The sequence below is a fragment of the Clostridium sp. MCC353 genome (assembly GCF_018785315.1).
In the GTDB taxonomy this organism is placed as follows: domain Bacteria; phylum Bacillota; class Clostridia; order Lachnospirales; family Lachnospiraceae; genus CHH4-2.
Genome location: NZ_WQPN01000030.1, coordinates 1 through 18,899, shown reverse-complemented (window position 1 = coordinate 18,899; position 18,899 = coordinate 1). Strand labels below are relative to the sequence as shown.

The 18,899-nt window shown below is 48.6% G+C and carries 16 protein-coding genes; all 16 read right to left on the bottom strand.

Features of this window, described 5'->3' with window-relative positions:
• Nucleotides 1–9: 9 nt before the first annotated feature.
• Nucleotides 10–1,824, bottom strand: coding sequence for an indolepyruvate ferredoxin oxidoreductase subunit alpha (gene iorA / locus GPL15_RS07530; RefSeq protein ID WP_215697592.1), 1,815 nt, complete (start codon nucleotides 1,822–1,824; stop codon nucleotides 10–12).
• 19 nt (nucleotides 1,825–1,843) lie between these two features.
• A complete protein-coding gene (locus GPL15_RS07525; RefSeq protein WP_215697584.1) occupies nucleotides 1,844–2,590 on the bottom strand; it encodes an energy-coupling factor transporter transmembrane component T in 747 nt (248 codons plus the stop codon).
• Between the two features lie 4 nt (nucleotides 2,591–2,594).
• Nucleotides 2,595–3,410: an energy-coupling factor ABC transporter ATP-binding protein gene (locus GPL15_RS07520; protein WP_215697582.1), complete on the bottom strand. Its 816-nt coding sequence runs from the start codon at nucleotides 3,408–3,410 to the stop codon at nucleotides 2,595–2,597.
• Nucleotides 3,411–3,567: 157 nt separating this feature from the next.
• Nucleotides 3,568–4,404 carry an ABC transporter ATP-binding protein gene (locus tag GPL15_RS07515; protein WP_215697580.1) on the bottom strand — a complete coding sequence of 279 codons (837 nt, stop codon included), beginning with the start codon at nucleotides 4,402–4,404 and terminating at the stop codon, nucleotides 3,568–3,570.
• Nucleotides 4,405–4,421: 17 nt separating this feature from the next.
• Nucleotides 4,422–4,961 carry a tryptophan transporter gene (locus GPL15_RS07510; RefSeq protein WP_215697579.1) on the bottom strand — a complete coding sequence of 180 codons (540 nt, stop codon included), beginning with the start codon at nucleotides 4,959–4,961 and terminating at the stop codon, nucleotides 4,422–4,424.
• A gap of 658 nt (nucleotides 4,962–5,619) precedes the next feature.
• Nucleotides 5,620–7,266 (bottom strand): hypothetical protein, encoded by a 1,647-nt coding sequence (locus GPL15_RS07505; protein WP_215697578.1) that lies wholly within the window; start codon nucleotides 7,264–7,266, stop codon nucleotides 5,620–5,622.
• A 20-nt stretch (nucleotides 7,267–7,286) separates the two neighbouring features.
• Nucleotides 7,287–8,177 (bottom strand): TPM domain-containing protein, encoded by an 891-nt coding sequence (locus GPL15_RS07500; RefSeq protein ID WP_215697576.1) that lies wholly within the window; start codon nucleotides 8,175–8,177, stop codon nucleotides 7,287–7,289.
• Entirely contained in the window at nucleotides 8,174–9,244 is a 1,071-nt protein-coding gene (locus tag GPL15_RS07495) for a TFIIB-type zinc ribbon-containing protein (protein WP_215697574.1), read from the bottom strand. Before GPL15_RS07495 ends, GPL15_RS07500 begins: the two co-directional genes overlap by 4 nt.
• A 118-nt stretch (nucleotides 9,245–9,362) precedes the next feature.
• Nucleotides 9,363–10,610, bottom strand: a complete 1,248-nt coding sequence (locus GPL15_RS07490; RefSeq protein WP_215697572.1) for an SPFH domain-containing protein — start codon at nucleotides 10,608–10,610, stop codon at nucleotides 9,363–9,365.
• 352 nt (nucleotides 10,611–10,962) lie between these two features.
• Complete coding sequence (locus tag GPL15_RS07485; protein WP_215697570.1) at nucleotides 10,963–12,054, bottom strand: M20/M25/M40 family metallo-hydrolase; 1,092 nt, start codon at nucleotides 12,052–12,054, stop codon at nucleotides 10,963–10,965.
• On the bottom strand, nucleotides 12,047–13,036 hold the full coding sequence (locus tag GPL15_RS07480; protein ID WP_346344915.1) for an ATP-binding cassette domain-containing protein: 990 nt from the start codon (nucleotides 13,034–13,036) through the stop codon (nucleotides 12,047–12,049). Before GPL15_RS07480 ends, GPL15_RS07485 begins: the two co-directional genes overlap by 8 nt.
• Entirely contained in the window at nucleotides 13,036–14,103 is a 1,068-nt protein-coding gene (locus GPL15_RS07475; RefSeq protein ID WP_215697568.1) for an ABC transporter ATP-binding protein, read from the bottom strand. The genes GPL15_RS07480 and GPL15_RS07475 overlap by 1 nt, the downstream gene beginning before the upstream one ends.
• A gap of 12 nt (nucleotides 14,104–14,115) precedes the next feature.
• Nucleotides 14,116–15,156, bottom strand: coding sequence for an oligopeptide ABC transporter permease (gene opp3C, locus GPL15_RS07470; RefSeq protein ID WP_252198182.1), 1,041 nt, complete (start codon nucleotides 15,154–15,156; stop codon nucleotides 14,116–14,118).
• Nucleotides 15,149–16,090, bottom strand: a complete 942-nt coding sequence (locus GPL15_RS07465) for an ABC transporter permease (protein WP_215697564.1) — start codon at nucleotides 16,088–16,090, stop codon at nucleotides 15,149–15,151. The genes opp3C and GPL15_RS07465 overlap by 8 nt, the downstream gene beginning before the upstream one ends.
• 115 nt (nucleotides 16,091–16,205) lie before the next feature.
• Nucleotides 16,206–17,918: a peptide ABC transporter substrate-binding protein gene (locus GPL15_RS07460; RefSeq protein WP_215697561.1), complete on the bottom strand. Its 1,713-nt coding sequence runs from the start codon at nucleotides 17,916–17,918 to the stop codon at nucleotides 16,206–16,208.
• 357 nt (nucleotides 17,919–18,275) lie between these two features.
• Complete coding sequence (locus GPL15_RS07455) at nucleotides 18,276–18,602, bottom strand: hypothetical protein (RefSeq protein WP_215697559.1); 327 nt, start codon at nucleotides 18,600–18,602, stop codon at nucleotides 18,276–18,278.
• Nucleotides 18,603–18,899 lie beyond the last annotated feature (297 nt).

Below are 18,899 nucleotides of genomic sequence, written 5' to 3'. Positions count from 1 at the left end.
TCCTCCTCCCTAATATTCGATGGCTTCTACAGAACACACCTGAGTACACAGGCCGCATCCCGTACAAAGAGCCGGGTCAATGGTTACGTCCGAATCGCTGGAAACAAGAGCCGGACAGCCGATTTCCTTAATGCACTCCTGGCATTTTACACATTTATCCTGGTTGATATGGCATACGTGATCCGGCTTTTTGGACAATGCCACACAGGGGTATTTGAAAATAATGGCTTTCACGCCTTTTATATCAGCCAGACGGCGGACCGCATCTATGGATGCCTTCAGATCCACAGGGTTGACAGTCACCACCTCAGCCACGCCGATCCCTTCTAATACCTTAGTGATATCGATCTTATCAACCACCTGGCCCATCATCGTCCTGCCGGTTCCCGGGTGAGGCTGGTGTCCCGTCATGGCCGTGGTGGAATTATCCAGCACGCAGACAATCAAATCAGCCTGATTATAAACCGCATTGACAATCCCCATAATTCCCGAAGCAAAAAATGTGGAATCCCCTGCAAATGCAAAATATGTCTTATCCGGTTCAATCTTTCCCAGTCCCTGGGCCACGGTGATTCCGGCGCCCATGCAGAGACAGGTATCCACCATGTCAAGGGGCTTCGCATTGCCCAGGGTATAGCATCCGATATCCCCGCAGAACACCGCTTCTCTTCCCTCCATGGCACGTTTCACCGCATAGAAGGAGGCCCTGTGGGAACATCCGGCACAGAGCACCGGCGGACGGATGGGAAGATCCGGGGCAGGTGAGAACTGCTGTTCCTTAACAGGCATAGCCGGGATCAGCACGCCGTCTTCCACATCCAGATAGCTTCCCAGCACCTGGCGCACGGATTCAACGCTGTTTTCACCCGCGCACTGGACATCCCGGGTCATCTTTCCGCGGATTTTCACCGGAAGGTGGTGTTTGCCGCATAAAAGCAGAAGTTCCTTTTCCAGAACCGGATCCAGTTCTTCGATGGCAATGACCTCATCCAGCCCTTCCAGGAATTCAAGCGCCAGTTTCTCCGGGAAGGGATAAGGGGTTGCCACCTTAAATACCTTCACTCCCTCATATCCGTTCAGCGCTTCTTCCACATATTCATAGCTGATTCCTCCGGTGATAATCCCCTTTTTACCGGAACCTTTTATCTGATTAAAGCGATAGGAAGAAAATTCTTCCGCAATCGCAGGCGTTCTTTCTAATTCAATCTTTTTATGGTTTTGATAGGACAGCTTGGGGAAAATGACCCATCTGTCTGCGTCCTTGATGAACCCTTCCGGAGCCGGATATTCCGGCCGTTCTTCCAGATCAATGGTCGCACAGCCATGGCAGATTCTGGTGGTTGGACGGAACAGCACCGGCGTGGAGTATTTTTCCGAAATCTTAAATGCATCTCCGATCATCTCGTAAGCCTCTTCCGGTGAAACAGGATCGAACACCGGCAGTTTGCTGTAAGAAGCAAATGTCCTGGTATCCTGTTCCGTCTGGGACGAAATCGGGCCCGGATCATCTGCCACCATGATTACCATGCCGCCTTTCACCCCTATGTATGACAGGCTCATAAGCGGATCTGACGCCACATTAAGCCCCACCTGTTTCATGGTCGCCATGGTTCTGGCCCCTGTATAGGCCCCTCCGGCCGCCACTTCCAGCCCAGCCTTTTCATTGGCAGACCATTCTACATAAATATCTCCCGGATTGTATTTTGCCACCGCCTCCAGAACTTCCGTAGACGGCGTCCCCGGATAACCGGAAACCACCTTTACGCCGGCTTTGACTGCACCCAGCCCTATGGCTTCATTTCCCATAATAAATTGTTTACTCATGCGCGAACATCCTCCTAAGCTAAATAAGCGCTGCTGCGGTGATCAGACCCACACAGCAGGCCAGTGTTACGATATCCCTCCGATGAAACGGGTATTTCTTATAGCCCGACTGCCTGGTCCGCAGATCAAACCCGCGTATCTCCACCGACATGGCGCTGGCGTCCGCCCGGCGCACCGACGTGATTAACAGGGGCACACAAAGCGGAAGAATCAGTTTCATCTTCCTGATAATATTGTTGGTATCAAACTCCACCCCTCTGGCAGTCTGTGCTTCCATAATCCCGTTCATCTCAGCGATAAACATGGGAATGAAGCGGACAGCCGTAGTCAGGGTGAACGCATACTTATAAGGCATGTGCACCACATCCACCAGCGCATTGGACAAATCGTTCATCTGGGTCACAGCCAGCACCAGGGCCAGCGGAATTGTTGCACCTATTAATCGTAACACAATTTTGCCTGCAAGTAAAACACCTGCATCCGTAATAAACAAAAATATTATATTTCCATCCCTCACGAACAGGATTTGAAGTATAAATAAGAAGAGACAGACCTTTAAGAGCCCTTTTAAAAGGGATAATGCCTTGGAAAATACGCCTCCCGCCGCCCCGATCATAAGGTCCAGGACGATCATTCCCACCAGGAAAATGATACTGTTGCTCATAAAGCAGGCCACACAAATTGAAAATGATAAAATAATCTTGGTAACCGGATTCATATGGTGCAGCACCGTCTGCCCCGGCACATAATCTAATATCCCCTTCATCGTCCTATTCCGCCTTTCTGACCTCGTATTCCAGAGCGTCGATCATGTCTTCCACCGTATCCGCATAATAGAATTTTCCGCCCAGCCTGACTGCCAGACCGGTGATCTGCGGAGGGATCAGGGACGCCCTGCGCATTACAACTTCATTTCTAAATATTTCACTGGTTTTGCCGTCCGCCAACAGCCTGCCTCCGGCCATCACAAGCGCCCGTTTCGCATAATCCAGAACCACTTCCATATCGTGGCATACCATGATCACCGTGACCTGTTTTTCCCGGTTCAATTCCTGTACCGCATCCATGATCTGTTTGCATTCCTTATAGTCCAGCCCGGTTGTGGGTTCATCCAGGATCAGTATTTCCGGTTCCACCACCAGGAGGGAGGCCAGGGCCACCCGCTGCCGCTCTCCTCTGCTGAGACGGAAAGGATCGCTGTCCCCGTCCAGTTCCAGCTTTGCGAGTATTGTTTCCACTCTTTTGGTTTTCTCTTCCTTATTGAGTTCCGTCACCAGGTCAAGGCCGAAAAGCAGTTCTTCCCTCACCGTATTCCTGCAGAGCTGGCGGTCGGGATTCTGGAATAAGAATCCAACATGTTTGGCAATGCGGCTGGTTTTCGTCGTCCTGGTATTAAGGCCCATGACAGTCACGTCGCCGGACACAGGCTTTAAAAGCCCGTTTATCAACTTGGATGTGGTGCTTTTTCCTGCGCCATTTTCCCCAGCCAGAGCCACGAATTCTCCTTTTTCTATTTCAAAATTCAGTTGATGGATCGTGATATCATTCTTGGAATATCCAAATGAAACATTGTCAAACCGTATCATAATTACCTCTCATTCCCGGCCGGACAGGCCTGCCTTCAAACGATTTGTCCGGCCCTCCCACTCATTTTGCAGCCGCAGGCGGCATTTATTCCTATTTCTGTTACCTTTTCTATTCCTCTTTCTGTTACCTTTTCTATTCCTCTTTCTATTTTGTCCGTCACATCGCCCGTCTCATCATCTCTTCCGCTTCTTTCAAGTCCAGGCAGACCCTGCCGTCGCCGTAACCGGCTTCTTTCATGGCATTCGATAAACTTACCACCCTGGGGCACTGTACGCCGATCCGTTCCAGCTCCCGGCTGTGTTCCAGCACCTTCCTGACCGGCCCGTGGTAGATCATTTTCCCTTCTGAAAGTACTCCCAGCTCTTTTACGAATTCACAGAGAAGCATGATCTTCTGCTCTACCACCACTATTGTCATGCCGTAAGTCTCATTCAGCTTTTTAAGAAGGGCAAATATCTGCCGGCTGCTGCCCGGATCCAGCTCCCCTGTGGGTTCATCCAGAAGAAGGATATCCGGCCTGAGGGCGATGATGGCCGCGATAGCCACCTTCTGTTTCTGCCCTCCCGACAGGGAATTGATATCCCTGTTACGGAGACTTGTAATTCCCACCATCTCAAGGGAATCTGCAATCCGCCCCTCAATTTCTTCTTTCGGAACCCCGAAATTTTCAAGTCCGTATAAAATTTCATCTTCCACGACAGACGCCACCATCTGGCTGTCAATGTCCTGAAATACGGTTCCAACCGATCCGGATATGCCGGTCAGGCTGGTATCAAATGTATCCTTTCCATCCACCAGGACGGAACCGTAATAATCTCCTTTAAAATGATGGGGGATGATTCCGTTAACCGCATGGAGCAATGTGGTCTTTCCCGCTCCCGACGGCCCGATGATTCCTAAAAACCCGCCTTTTGGAACCTCCAGGTCAATTCCATCCAGCACCTTTTTGGTTCCCAATTCATATGTGAAATGCAGTCCCTTTATCTGAATCATATGGCACCTTCCCGTCTCTATTTTTTAAGCGCCGCCTTTAACGGAATGTATAAAATCTGTACGATAATGCAGTTGATAACCGCTGTACAGAGCACGATCGGCACATAAGCCACAAGGCTGGACGGCTCCGCTCCCATGAAGAGGAACAGGCAGACCGTAAAGCTGCCGCCGCTCACTAAAGTTGCCAAAAATGTGCTGACTAACGGTTTGAAATTCAGTTTTCCCAAGTTCATCGGCATCATCACCAATGCAGCCATGGTAACTGCTCCCAGCAGTTCTGATATTAAGTTGATATATGGGCTTCCCGGCAGGAACTGGCATACAGCGCCGGCTAATAATCCGATAATCGCTGCTTCCACTGCCTTGGGACGGATGAGTAAAATAGCCAGACAATACATTGCGATAATAAAGTTCGGCTTCATCCCGAAGAAGTTAATGACACTGCCTACACACAGTTTAAGAACGGCTCCGGCGGCCAAAAGTACTGCCACCAGAATCAGGTCGGAAATCTGAAGTCCCTGTTTTACAGTTGCTTCCATCACTCTCTTGTTTTCCATAGTTAAATCCTCGCTTTCTTTGATAAATAATAAGTTTTATGGCACTATTTTTCGTATGCATGAATCCGAGGGGGCCGCCTGTTATTATGGGTTACTTCCATACCGGTCTGGTTTTCCCCCAGAGTGTGTTTGAAAATTGCTTTCAGACACACTTTAGTAACGTATCCGTCTTTTGTTTTTATCATCATATCTTTAAAAACAAAAAGACCTGCCCTAACGAAAGGGCAGGTCGAATAATACGATACCTGCGGTGCCACCTTATCTGATTCACCAAAGAAATACTTTTACGAAAATGCCAACACATTCTCTGCCTTTAACGCAGGCCTACGTTCCGGGTACTTAAACATATAGATTGATATGTCTGTTCACCATTCCCTCTGCGGTCCATTTACCGTCCAGCTTATCATAGGGCTCTCAGCTACCCCTACTCTCTGTGGATGCTCACTACGGCTTGATCTCCGCTTCATCGGTTTAACGTTATGCTGTTGTACACCATCTCTGATGTTGTTTTTCATTATAAACAATCCTGAGGAATTGTCAAGACATTTTTTGCCATATTAAGAAAATTAAGTGAAATAGCTGTCCTGCCAGGCTGTTTATCCCTTCTCACTTAACGTCCATAGTTTTTTAACAAAGAAACGGCCAGAATGTCCAAATCCTATTTCTGCTCAAATTCCAAGTTATCAAACGTCATAACCGTACAGATTCCATCCCCCGACGGCAGGCATTCCAGTTTCACCTTATCCCCCGGTTCTGTCAGCGCCAGTTCATTGCTCAAATCATATGCGCAGATAAAGATCCTGTCTTTCTCTTCCTCCAGGATCATCTTATAGGTCAGCCCGTCGCCCAAAGGCTCGCTGGCGATCCTCAGAATGGTTCCTGTCACCGTTTCCGCGTCCTCCCCGGTCACAATGCCGTCTCCGGTGTTATTGATCACCTGGCGGAAGTTTCTCAGGGCGCTGTTAATGGTTTCTCCCGTGCCCACGCTGGTATAGTTGGATACAGATACAAATGCGTACTGTTTAATCAGCCCCGCATTATCTTTCAGGGTCATGAAATAAGTGGGCCGGCCGTCCAGATTGATGATCATAGGGAAGGAAGCCCTATAGCCGAACTGCTGTACTTTACCCTGGGCGGACTGCATGGCTGCCATCTCCGTGGCGCCGCTCATCTGGTATTTTTTCACTTCCTTTGTAACCATGTTGATCATCATAAATCCGATGGCGGATTCGTCCGATCCCACGCTGGTGAGGCCGGTAAACAGGTAACAGTCGGAATTATTGTAGACGATGATGTGTCCCTGGCTGGGCCTGAACTTATCCTGGTTGGAGAAATTCAGGAAACCGTGGACATATTCCCCCTGGTTCTGTATCTGCTGCATGATGAAATCTTCCGGCTGAACCCGGTCTACCCACTCGGGTATGTGCTGCAGGTCGTAATGAATCCCTTCGCCCGTCGTCGCATTCACCAGCAGGATTCCATCGGCTTCAGGCAGGGAAAACAGCCAGTTATTTTTATAGCTGGTGAGCACCCAGTATGGGTTCCCCTCATCATCCAGCTCAAAGGAATAATCCGTCAGTCCACGGAACAAACCGCCGTTAAAAAGCCGGACATGGCGGTTTAAATCGTCGAGAATATAGGCATTTGGCTGATATTTCAGCTTATGGCTGCTAACCAGCTCCACATCACTTAAATCAGTGGCGGACACTACGATATATCCGGCGGAGCCGTCCATATTTTTAAGCCATTTGAAGAAGCCGGAGTGCTGCAGCGGAACCACCCATACAAGCTTATCCTGAACCGTCTGAATCACCGGATCTCCAAGCACGACCTGGCTACCCAGGCCCGGATTTTCCCCGACCTTTTTATCCGCCAGTTCCCTTGCCAGAGCCTGGTCCACGATAGGAAGCTGGGAAAGGGAAAGGGGCTGCACTGTCTGGGTAAACTCCGATGTATCGGCATGTCCCAACTGATCCCTGTAGGCCGGATAATTAAAAATGGGAGTGGAAAGGATCATCACAAGCACGTAAAGCGCCCAGATGATTCCCAGCAGGATCATGCCCTTTTTTACGCCTTTAATGCTGCTGTCCATGCTGAGATGCATCCTGTTATACGCATCCGCTTCCAGCCTCAGTCCTCCAAGGGCCAGCAGGAAATTAAGGCCCACATAGCAGCTCAGCATAAAGCACCATGCAAAGGCCCCGTCTGAATACAGCGGATTCAGGTTTGGCCCGTTGATGATGATCATCACCAGGAAAAATACCGTTAATAGTAAATTAAATTGCAGCCGTCTCTTTTTAGTCATTCATTAACCCTCTTTCTTTGTCAAAACTTCCGGCTTCCGCCGCCATGGCTTCTTCCGCTTGATGACCGGTGTACACTGCTTCTTCCCGATCCTCCGCTCCTTCCACCGCCGCCGCTGCTTCCGGACGAAGTATGTCTCGGGATTACTGCCTGTGTCACAAATTTATTAACCAGGCTGTCGGACTGGTTCTGCAGCGCGAAGTGGCAGTCCGCCCTATACGCCAGATTAAAGTCCGCCGACTTTCTGCGTTCCTTTTTCATCCCGTATTTTCTCACAACGGAGAGGCAGGAGGAACCAGCGGCAAACAGGGATACTCCCAGAGCCAGCATCCATTCATACCAGCGTATGCTTCTGTGGAAGCTGATGCTGCCGGTTTCCACATCATAGATGTACTGCCCGGCCTGGATTCCCTTATTGTAATATTTTAAAGTGTCCTTCAAAAACTGCTCCACACACCCCTCATAATCCCCTTGGGACGCATATTCATAAATGCGGTCCAGCATGGAATCGATCCTCTTATCCGTCAGATAACGCCGCATGATCCCGCTGGTGGATATGGTCAGCTCCCGGTTATCCATGTCGATCAAAAAAAGCAGGCCGTTGTAATCATTACCTGTACCGAATCCGCCGTAATCGTAAAAATCATCGGCGTATTCCACCGCACTCTTACCGCCCGAATCTTTCGTAGTGGCTACCACCACATCCATTTTCATTTTCTTCTGAAGTTCTGCAATCTCTGTTTCCATGGACGCAGTCTGGGCACTTGTAAACAGGCCCGCATGGTCAAACACCCTTTGGCTCTCATCCGCTGTCTCAGAAGTTCCTGCCCAAACCGGCATGCAAAATGCCAGACAGAACATTACCATTACCAATAAACGGATATTTTTTATTATTTTGCTCCAACTCATCATATAAAATACCCCGCTATCAGCAGAACCGCCAGAACCGGAAAAAATACCTTTGCAAACAGCACCGCCAATTTCCCTTTATCCACAGGCAGTTCTCCGCAGATTTTTCCCGTCTGTCCGTTGCATGCAAAATAATAGATCTTATCCCCTGCCCGGTCCCTGTAAGTCAGGGTCCATACCGGCATCAGGGCATATTTCCAGGTTTCGTCATCCATATCGATCCGGCAGGCCTTTACCTTCAGGGAATCATAACCCTGTACCTGGTTTTTCAGGCTGTTCTGTGCATACTGGCGGACTTCCGCCGTCACCTCGGGCTCGAATTCCCGGCTGTTCATATCCCGGTTTTCCGCAATGAAACCGGACAGATAACCAAGTGTAAATTCCTTGAGGTCCTTCATTTCAAAGGGCAGTACACCCTCAGCAAGCTGTTTGTTGGCCTTTTTTAAAGCGTTCCGGGTTACATGTTCCACCTTCATGCGGCCGCTTCTGTCCACCTGGAATTTCTGAGTTTCCGTATACCGGACATTTCCCATCACCCAGGTTTTAATCTTTGTCCCTTCCGCATCCAGATTTCCGTCCACACTGCAGCTATACAGCCAATACGGAAAATAAACGCCGGATATCTTTTCGATCTGATCCGGGGAATAAAATGCCTTGGGGACGTATTTTTTCTTCCCGATCCATTGAGTGAATATCTCCACCGCTTTCTCCCTGTCAATGGCAAAGGGGATCACAAAATCAGGGTGGTAACCGCCTGTCATCTTCCCTGCGAGCACCACAGGATTGTGACAATAATAACAAAATGTGGCGGCGGTCGTCTCCTCCGTGACAATTTCCGCGCCGCAGCTCGGACAGGTATATAAGACGGTCTGCGGACCGGCGTCACCTTCTGATTCTGCTGCCGTTTCTGTTTCCGTTACGGTCCGCTCCCTGCTTTCCGCCTTTTCAGCTTCATCCAGCGTCTCCTGGGTGAATTCAGAGAGGCAGTAGCTGCATTTATAGTTCTGGTCTGTTGGGTCAAATTCCAGTCCGCCGCCGCAGTTGGGGCATTTGTAAGTGATCACTGACATTGGTTTTTATCCTCTTTTTTACATAACATCCCTGGTCATTTAATGTTAAGCGTGAAGGCATTTCACGAAATGCCTTCACGCCTTGCTGTCACGCGCTTTACTGTCACGCGCCTTACTGTTAACCCCGGGGTCTGCCGCATTCACTGCAGAACTTCCCGTTATTCACGGTGCCGCAGCTGCAGGTCCACGGCCCTGCCGGAACCGGCCTCGGACTTCCGCATTCACTGCAGAACTTCCCATGGTTCACATTCCCACAGCCACAGGTCCATTCAGCCTGTGCGCCGGCTGCCGGCTGGGAAACCTGAGGTGCGGACGCAGCCGCAGCAGATGGAGCCGCAGCCGCCGGAGCTGGCTGGGGCTGGCCGTATGGCTGCTGCATCTGCATCTGCTGCATATTGGCCGCCGATGCTGCTCCCATGAAGTTTCCGCCCACATTCATTCCCATACCCATGCCCATGAATCCGGCAAGGGCGCCGTTTGCATTGGATCCGGCCGCTTCCATGCCGCGGGCCATGGCTCCCTGCACATATCCCTGGCGCACGTTGGGATCTCCCAGCATGGCGCCTTCATTCCTCATATTAATCAGTTTGACGGAATCCTCATCATAGGAAATGCTGGCAATTCCCACGGCCTGGATTTCCATACCCCTGGCCCGTTTCCACTCCTCATCCAAAGTGCCGGCCATATACTGCCCCAGCTCCCTTCCCTTAGAGGAAACGAATGATATCCTGGTGCCGTCCGCGGACATTTGGTTGATGGAGGACTGCAGCGCTTCCAGAAATTCATTCAAATACTGCTCATTGATAGCTTCAATCCCCACCCTGCTCTGGTTCTTGGGAATTACCTCCGCATAAAAGAGAATCGGGTCCGTAATCTTAATGGAATAAGTTCCGTGAGCCCTTAAAAACAGCTCCGCATTGTAAAAGTTGTCAAAATAGTTGATGGGATGACGGGTGCCGAACTTGATCCCTTTAATCTCCTGAAGATTGATAAAATACACCTTCTGGCTCAGCGGCGTCTGCCCGCCATAGCGCACCCGGTTAAATGACTCCGTCAAAGTCTCCCCGAACTCCCCGTTAAACAAAGACGGCAGAGAGGAATTGTTCACCGTATAATAGCCCTCTTCAGCCGTATAATCCACAATCTTCCCGCCGTCCACCAGCATCATGAACTGATTGGGATAAACATGTATGATGGAACCATTGGAAACCGTATTATCCGTTCCTTTGGTGTTCTGTCCCTTTCTGATTCTAACCCCGCTGGTAAACACGGTCTGCGAATCCATGTCCCCCGCTTCAAAAACGTCTAACCACTGATCCGCCAGAGAACCGCCGATGGCGCTTGTAACCGCTTTAATAATTCCCATAGTATCCTCCAATCACAAAATAATCATTCTTAGATGCGCCGGGCAGACCTCCCTCTGCCCGAAAACAATTTGATATTAGTTTATCATACACTTGTAAATTATTAAAGTAAAATAATATATTGAAATGTATAAAGGCAGTAATTCGTTGTAACAGTTCAGACAGGTCTGAGCTGTTACGCATCCAGCCCATTAAATTCGCCTGCGGCGAGGGGCTGGATGCCTGCAGCCGCTATGTTTTCGGACGGTTCATCTTCCTGACCAAAAAAACGGTCAAGATGTACCAGGTGTCCTTCCTCCATAAAAATACGCAGAACCAGACTTTCAGCCGTCCGGCTCTGCGTATAAGATCCATCTATAAAATATCCTGTCTCATAATATGCGAAATTCTCTCCTGATCCAATCCCCGGATCACCTCCACCGCCATCTTAACCGCAGCTTCGATATCCTCTTTGGCACAGAAATTATAATGGCTGTGCACATATCTGGAAGGGATTCCCAGAACCAGCACCGGCACCGCCTGATGGGTCAGGCTGATCTTGCCCGCGTCCGTGCTGCCTCCCCGGCGCACTGCGTCCTGGTACTTGATTCCGTATTTCTTTCCGATCTCATGAGCGTACTCAATGAATACCGGGTTGGACACATAGCTGTTGTCCATATGGCGGATCTGAACTCCTCCCCGCATACAGCACTGGGCAATCCCCGCTCTGAAGTAAGGGTCATCGGCCGGAGAGCCTTCAAAAACAATGGCCAGGTCCGGTTTCACCTGCTGGGCGGTCACAGTGGCCCCCCGCATCCCTACCTCTTCCTGAGAGGCGAACGCGCCCACCACATCAACGGCCAAAGTTTCCGCTTCCGCCTTCAGCGCCTGCATGGTTTCAATGATGCACATACATCCCAAACGGTTGTCAAAGGCCTTGCCCATGCAAATGCCCCGTTCCTCATCATATTCAAAGGTAACGTCCGGCATGATCGGATCTCCCACCTGGATTCCCAGGTCATTTACCACTTCATCCCTGCTGACAGCGCCCACGTCCACCAGAATGTCCTCGATAGCCAGGGAATTATCCGCCTTCTGGGCGGCAGTCATAAAATGCACCGGTTTCGAAGTAGTGATCCCTTTAATCTTCCTTCCTCCCGCCGTTCTCACAACCACCGTATGGGCAGGCAGGCTGGTCATATGGAAACCGCCTAACGTGATAATGCTGAGCAGGCCGTTCTCCTGAATGGCCTGAACCATAAATCCGCATTCATCCGTATGGGCGTCCAGCATGAATACCGGCCGTCCCCCTTTTTTGCCGGGCATGGATGCGTAGACGTTGTTCATCGCGTCATTTCGAAGCTCCAGCCCTTCACAGTGCTTTTTAACCGCTTTTAATACTTCCTCTTCAAATCCGCTTGGTCCAAATGCATTTGACAAGTCTTTAATAATGTTAATATCAGCCATGATAAGCCTCCGAAGTCCACTTTTTAATTTCTTCATCTGTTCCCAGAACGTAATGCTGGCCGCCGATCAGATGCTGGGTTCCCACATTGTAATCCACGCCTGCGGTACTGTAATCGTAGCTGACGGCTGTCCGCGTCTTCTCCACATTGGGGTTGGGATGCGGAATGGCCGACAGCAGGGAAATGGTGTACGGGTGGATGGGATTGGAAAAAATCTCCTCCGTAGTCCCCGTCTCAACCAGGTGTCCCAGATGTAAAACACCGATTCTGTCTGAAATATATTTAACCATGGACAGGTCATGGGCAATGAACATGATAGCCGTCCCTGTCTTCTGCTGAATCTCCTTCATCAGATTGACCACCTGCGCCTGAATGGACACATCCAGGGCGGAAATGGCCTCGTCCGCAATGATCAGATCCGGGTCCATAATCAGCGCCCGGGCGATGCCGATTCGCTGTCTCTGTCCGCCTGAAAACTGATGGGGATAACGGTTGGCATGTTCCTTGGAAAGCCCCACCATCTCCAGAATCTTATAGACTTTTTCTTCCCTCTCCTTGGCGTCCTTGTACATGTGATGGATATCCAGGCCCTGGGCGATGATGTCCAGCACCTTTTTACGCGGATTTAAGCAGGCCATGGGGTCCTGGAAAATCATCTGCATCTTGGTGCGCAGATGTTTTGTCTGTTCCGGCGTCAGTTTTCCCGAAATATCCACTCCATTAAAATCCACTTCTCCCGCCGTAGGCTCATAGAGACGGATGATCGAACGCCCTATGGTGGATTTTCCGCTTCCCGATTCTCCTACCAGGCCGTAAGTCTCCCCCGGATAAATCTGGAAGGAAACCCCATCCACCGCTTTTACCGTAAACTTCTTGCTCACTTTAAAATACTGCTTTAAACCGTTAACAACCAGCAGGGGTTTCCTGCCGCTATGGGCTGCGGAGGTGGTAGCATTTACGTCAACTGCTGTATTTTCCATCATCACTTCGCCTCCTTTAACATTCTTTCAATCCGGTGCTTCAGCTCAATAGGCATCTCCACCTTAGGCGCTTTCTCATGAAGCAGCCAGGTGGCCGCATAATGGGTATCCGACACCTTGAACATAGGCGGTTCCAGACGGTAATCGATGTTCAGGGCATAGGCGTTACGGACGGCGAACGCATCCCCTTCCACCTTTTCAACCAGGTTTGGCGGGGTGCCCGGAATGGTGTACAGCTTCTCATCCGTGGTTTCCAGATCCGGCATGGCGGACAAAAGCCCCCATGTGTAGGGATGTTTCGGCTCGTAAAAGATTTCATTGATCAGGCCCTTTTCCACGATCTTACCGGCATACATAACAGCCACGTAATCCGCAACTTTAGCCACAACGCCCAGGTCATGGGTGATGTAGATTACGGAAATTCCCGTTTTTTCCTGAATCCGTTTGATCAGTTCCAGAATCTTGGCCTGAATCGTAACGTCCAGAGCCGTGGTAGGCTCGTCGCAGATCAGGATTTCCGGGTCGCAGGCCAGCGCTATGGCGATTACCACACGCTGCCTCATACCGCCGGATAACTGATGGGGATAATTTTTCATTCTCTTTTCCGGATCATTGATGCCCACCAGTTCAAGAAGCCGCAGCGCCTTTTTATACGCTTCCTGTTTGGGCGTTTTATAGTGATAGATCATGCCTTCCATGATCTGCATGCCGATGGTCATTGTCGGGTTTAAAGATGTCATGGGGTCCTGGAACACCATGGCGATCTTCTTTCCATTGATGCGCTGGCGCATTTCCTTCTTGGACAGCTTTAAAAGGTCTTCCCGCACTTCCTCCCCGCCATTATGGCTGGTGTAGTAAATGGTGCCGCTGTTCACCTTTCCATTGCCGCTGAGTATGCCCATGATCGCTTTTACCGTAACCGATTTACCCGAACCGGATTCCCCTACAATCGCCAGGGTTTCCCCTTTATAGAGATCCAGCTTCACGCCTCTGATCGCATTTACCTCGCCTGCAGATGTCTGGAAGGAAATGGACAGGTCTCTGATCTCAAGTACTTTGTTCTTCTCCATAATTTCCTCCTCTTACATCTCTTTCATCTTAGGATCAAATGCATCCCGCAGGCCGTCTGCCAGCATGTTAAAGCTGAGCATGATCACCGCCAGCACAATAACCGGCGAAATGATCATATACGGATGGGTCGTAAATGATTTAAACGCATCACTGATCAAAGATCCCAGGGAAGCCAGGGGCGCCGGCACGCCAAGCCCGATGAATGCCAGAAATGCCTCCGTAAAGATCGCATTGGGAATGGAAAACATGGACATGATAATCAGCTGCCCGAAAATATTGGGAAGAATCTCCTTAAAGATCACATAAAAATCTCTGGCGCCAAGGGTTTTGGAAGCCAGGATAAATTCCTGTTCCTTTAACTTCAAAACCTGGGCCCGGGCGATCCTGCTCATGCCGATCCAGCCGGTAATGGCTAAGGCCAGGGTGATGGTTGCCAGGCCGGGCTTTAATACCAGCATTAAAAGGGTAACGATAACCAGGGTGGGAATACCGTTTAAAATCTCCGCAAACCGCTGCATCGCATTGTCCAGCGCCCCGCCGAAATAACCGCTGATCAAACCGTAACTCATGCCAAAGCACATATCCACAATAACGGCAACCAGGGCTATGTACAGGGAAATTCTGGTTCCTGCCCAGACCCGGGTGAAGATATCCCGGCCCAGCACATCACTTCCAAACCAGTAATAGGTATCCGTAAGGCCCAGTTTCTCATAATTGTTGTTCTCCACTGTTCCTGTAGAGGTGTGCATGGTTTCAGAACCGTCAAAGATTCCCAGCTTCTCCAGCCCCTTTACACGGGGCGCCAGGTTCTGTTCCGCAATAATCTGGCCGTCGTATGTGTAACCGGACATATGAGGGCCTATAATGGCCATAATTACAACCAGTATGATTGCGATCAGCCCTACAATCGCGCCTTTGTTCTGGATAAATGTATCCAAAACATCTTTCCAATGGGGTTTTGCCTCATAGACTTTATCGATCTGGATATTCTTATCCTTTGCCAGTTCAAAATCATTGGGCAGAAATTCGTATGTATTATCAATATTATTCATGGTCATCCTCCTTTGCCAGTCGGATTCTTGGGTCGATGATACCATACAGAATATCTACAACCAGCATAATACCTATATACATCGCACTGTAAATAAATGCGATGGTAATGATAACATTGTAGTCATTGGACTGGATGGCAGTAACTAAAAGGCTTCCGATTCCCGGAATGGAGAAGATCTTTTCCACAACCAAAGAACCTGTCATCAAGCCAACAATCAATGGGGCAAGCACTGTAATAATCGGAATCAAGGCATTTCTCAGGGCATGAACGATGATCAGACGCCCGCTGGAAAGCCCTTTGCTCTCTGCTAATAACATATAATCAGAACCTAATACATCCAGCATCTCGGTTCTGGTAAAACGCGCAATTGTCGCTACCGTAAACATACATAATGAAATCGTGGGCAGAACGGAAGATTTCACCGCCGCCTCCTGCTGATACAAAAGCGGAAACCATTTCAACTGGAATCCCAGGGTATAAGATAATGCGAGCGCAAATACATAAGACGGAAGGCTGACGCCCAACACGGAAATAACTGTTGTGATCGTATCAAAAATGGTATTGTGCTTTAAGGCAGCCACGATGCCTAAAATCAAACCGATAATCGTTCCCAACAACACTGCCTGGCCGCCGATGCGGACAGAAATCGGAAGTCTGGTTGCCAGAAGAGTGGTAATGGAAGTATTCTTGGAAATGGTATAAGACACTCCGAAATCACCGGTAAGCATATTTTTCACGTAATTAATAAATCGAATAACGACCGGCTTATCCAGACCATACTTTGCGTTCAGAATTGCTACCTGCGCTTCATTCAGCTTCTCATCGTTAAATGGAGAACCCGGCATAAATTCCAGCATCAGAAACAGGATCAGGAGAATGGCCAGCAATGTCAGAACGGATATTCCAAGCCTTTTTGCTACATATTTTTTCACTGTTTTCACTCCTCTTTTACTTAACTGGCTGAGCAGGAAATTCCTGCTCAGCCAGTATTTATCATAACAGTTCAGACGGCGGACCGCCTGAACTGTTTATCAGATCGATGATATATTAATTCTTTGTGGTGTTTTTGAAGTATCTGTTAATCGCAACAGAATGGTATTCAACATTTTCCACACCGGTTCTCTGCATAACTGCATTTCCTTTCTGGTATACAGGGCAGATAACAACATCGTCAATAGCGATCTTCTCAGCTTCGATTAATGCTTCCCATCTCTTCTCAACATCGGTTGCCAGCTCGCCTTTCTGAGCGGACTGGATGATCGCATCATAATCTGCGTTGGACCACATACCATAGTTGTTCGGGCTGTTTGTAATCCACATTCCAAGATAGGTCATGGGGTCTGCATAGTCAGGTCCCCAGCGTGTTAAGCCAAGTTCATATTCACCCTGCTGTAATCTCTCAACACGGGTCTTTTTCGGCATCTGCTCCAGTTCAATGGTAAGGCCTGGAAGCGTAGTCTGAATCTCTGCCTGAAGGAACTGAGCTACGTTGATAGCGGATTCCGTATCCTCAACTGCCATTGTGTAAGTTAAAGTGTCAACTCCCAGCTCCTGTTTTGCAAGCTCCCAATACTCTTTTGCTTTTTCCTTGCCTTCATTGTAGAAGTCAGATCCCGCATCCTCACGGTAATCAGTTCCCTTGGGGCTGGTTGCCAAAAGTTTAGGAACATTGAAGTAAGCCGGAATGGAACCGTCTTTTAAAATGTTGTTGCAGACAGCTTCTCTGTCATATGCAAGGGAAATTGCTTTTCTTAAATTTAAGTTCTCTAAACCTTTTACCGTCTGGTTTGGAGATACATACCACAAATAGCTTCCCATGATGTTCTTGAATTCAGGGTCAGCCTGGAACTGTTCAACCTGCTCGCCTGACAGGGTTACCAGGTCGAGGTCGCCGTTCTGGTATGCCAGCATAGCCTGCTGGGAATCTTTGATAACCTGATATTTAAGGCCTGCTAACTGAACTTTGTCAGCATCATAATAATCTTTATTCTTCTCTAAAACGATTGTGGTTGCGGCCGGCTCATAACCAACCATCTTGAACGCACCATTGCCGAGAATGGTTTCAGGTGTGCTTGCGAACTGGTCGCCGCAGCTTGTGAAGAATTCTTCATTCACCGGATAGAAAGTCGGGAATGCCATAAGGGATTCGAAGAATGGCACAGGCACATCCAGTTCCACTTTAAGCGTCTTATCATCAACCGCAGTTACGCCAAGTTCTTCTAACGGTTTCTCGCCTGCGGAAATGGCATCCGCATTCTTAACGCCTGCAATACCGATAATGTATGCATATTCACTGGCTACGTTAGGATCTACGGCTCTTCTCCATCCAAATACGAAATCATTTGCAGTAACAGGAGTTCCGTTCCACCACTTTGCATCTTTTAACTTAAATGTGTAAGTCAAGCCGTCTTCGCTCTTCTCAGCAGTTTCCACCATAGCCGGTACCGGATTTCCATCCCCATCCAGCGCGTATAATCCATCGGTAATCGCTGCGATCACTTCAAATGAAGTTCCGTCAGTAGCGATCTGAGGATCCATGGAAGCCACTTCCACATCGATATGTACGTTTAATACATTGCCGCCGTCAGCCGACGGTTCTGCAGCCGATTCTCCTGACGCAGCTGTCGTTCCTCCCGCTTCTGTTGATGATCCTGCTGCCGTTGTCGGTGTTGTGCCGGAACCGCCGCCACAGGCTGTCAGTGCACCCACCATAGAAACAACAAGACCAAACGCCATGAACTTTTTCAGTGTTTTTCTCATAATCGTTCTCTCCTCTTTTATTCTTTACAACTTTACCTCTTTAATAAAATAAAGCCCAAGTGATGCGCGCATACACTCAGACGCCATTGTCGGTAAAGTTATGTTGCCATTTTATTACTAAAATTAAGTTTTGTCAATATGGGAATTACAAATGTCCGTCACAAAAAGATATTTTCTGAATCCTTGATACCAGTAAATTAAGTTAAGGGGAAAGCTTTTTAAGGGATTGGCTAAGATATGCCGGGAAGGAGAGGAAGCTTGGGCTGGAGGCCTGGGATGAGACAGACCCCCGCCCATTCACCGTGAACTCCTCATGACTTCACGGCTCAAGGGGCGTCTTACAAACTGATTCGGTTGTCAGTTTGTACCTGCCTCTTTCCATTCCCTAAAAAATTCATAATGCTCAATTATTTTCACTAAATTCGGATGTCTTAAATCATAATATAAACGAACAGCTTTCTTTAATATTTCAATAGATTCTTTTGGTGATACTTCTGCCTCGATTGTATTTACACCTGCAATTTTACAGAAATATTTTTTATCTGCATTCTTCATACCAAAACCAATACATCCCGAACCAGTTTCATCAGCAGCCCAAAAAGCTTTGCCATATTTCTTTAACCAAGTAAAATCATGCCATTCTTTAAGTCTAAATTCGATAGAATCAAGTTTGTTTATTATCATTTTTCCTCCTGAACGTTGGGAAGGGTTATGATGTTTTGGCCCTCCGATTATTCTCAGCATAAAATATATATCTATTTTTCATTTACAATCATCTCCTTTACAATTTAGTATCTATGTTAACTCTATTAGAGAACTTGGGAGCATAGTAACACGCCATTTCTCCGTTTTCTCTGAAACTCATTATCCTCTTCAGGCAGATATTCTTGTTTCTTATGCTCTAAATTTTAATGCCGAATCTGCCAAAATACTTCATTTATTATTATAACCAGCCGGAGCCGGAGCGGACAGCCCGCAACG

Excerpts from the sequence above, each read along its gene's own strand:
- GPL15_RS07455 (WP_215697559.1), bottom strand. The coding sequence starts at position 18,602 with ATGATAATAAACAAACTTGATTCTATCGAATTTAGACTTAAAGAATGG.
- GPL15_RS07475 (WP_215697568.1), bottom strand. The coding sequence starts at position 14,103 with ATGGAGAAGAACAAAGTACTTGAGATCAGAGACCTGTCCATTTCCTTC.
- GPL15_RS07505 (WP_215697578.1), bottom strand. The coding sequence starts at position 7,266 with ATGACTAAAAAGAGACGGCTGCAATTTAATTTACTATTAACGGTATTT.
- GPL15_RS07485 (WP_215697570.1), bottom strand. The coding sequence starts at position 12,054 with ATGGCTGATATTAACATTATTAAAGACTTGTCAAATGCATTTGGACCA.
- GPL15_RS07460 (WP_215697561.1), bottom strand. The coding sequence starts at position 17,918 with ATGAGAAAAACACTGAAAAAGTTCATGGCGTTTGGTCTTGTTGTTTCT.
- iorA (WP_215697592.1), bottom strand. The coding sequence starts at position 1,824 with ATGAGTAAACAATTTATTATGGGAAATGAAGCCATAGGGCTGGGTGCA.
- GPL15_RS07495 (WP_215697574.1), bottom strand. The coding sequence starts at position 9,244 with ATGTCAGTGATCACTTACAAATGCCCCAACTGCGGCGGCGGACTGGAA.
- GPL15_RS07510 (WP_215697579.1), bottom strand. The coding sequence starts at position 4,961 with ATGGAAAACAAGAGAGTGATGGAAGCAACTGTAAAACAGGGACTTCAG.
- GPL15_RS07515 (WP_215697580.1), bottom strand. The coding sequence starts at position 4,404 with ATGATTCAGATAAAGGGACTGCATTTCACATATGAATTGGGAACCAAA.
- GPL15_RS07525 (WP_215697584.1), bottom strand. The coding sequence starts at position 2,590 with ATGAAGGGGATATTAGATTATGTGCCGGGGCAGACGGTGCTGCACCAT.
- GPL15_RS07480 (WP_346344915.1), bottom strand. The coding sequence starts at position 13,036 with ATGATGGAAAATACAGCAGTTGACGTAAATGCTACCACCTCCGCAGCC.
- GPL15_RS07490 (WP_215697572.1), bottom strand. The coding sequence starts at position 10,610 with ATGGGAATTATTAAAGCGGTTACAAGCGCCATCGGCGGTTCTCTGGCG.
- GPL15_RS07520 (WP_215697582.1), bottom strand. The coding sequence starts at position 3,410 with ATGATACGGTTTGACAATGTTTCATTTGGATATTCCAAGAATGATATC.
- GPL15_RS07500 (WP_215697576.1), bottom strand. The coding sequence starts at position 8,177 with ATGATGAGTTGGAGCAAAATAATAAAAAATATCCGTTTATTGGTAATG.
- opp3C (WP_252198182.1), bottom strand. The coding sequence starts at position 15,156 with ATGAATAATATTGATAATACATACGAATTTCTGCCCAATGATTTTGAA.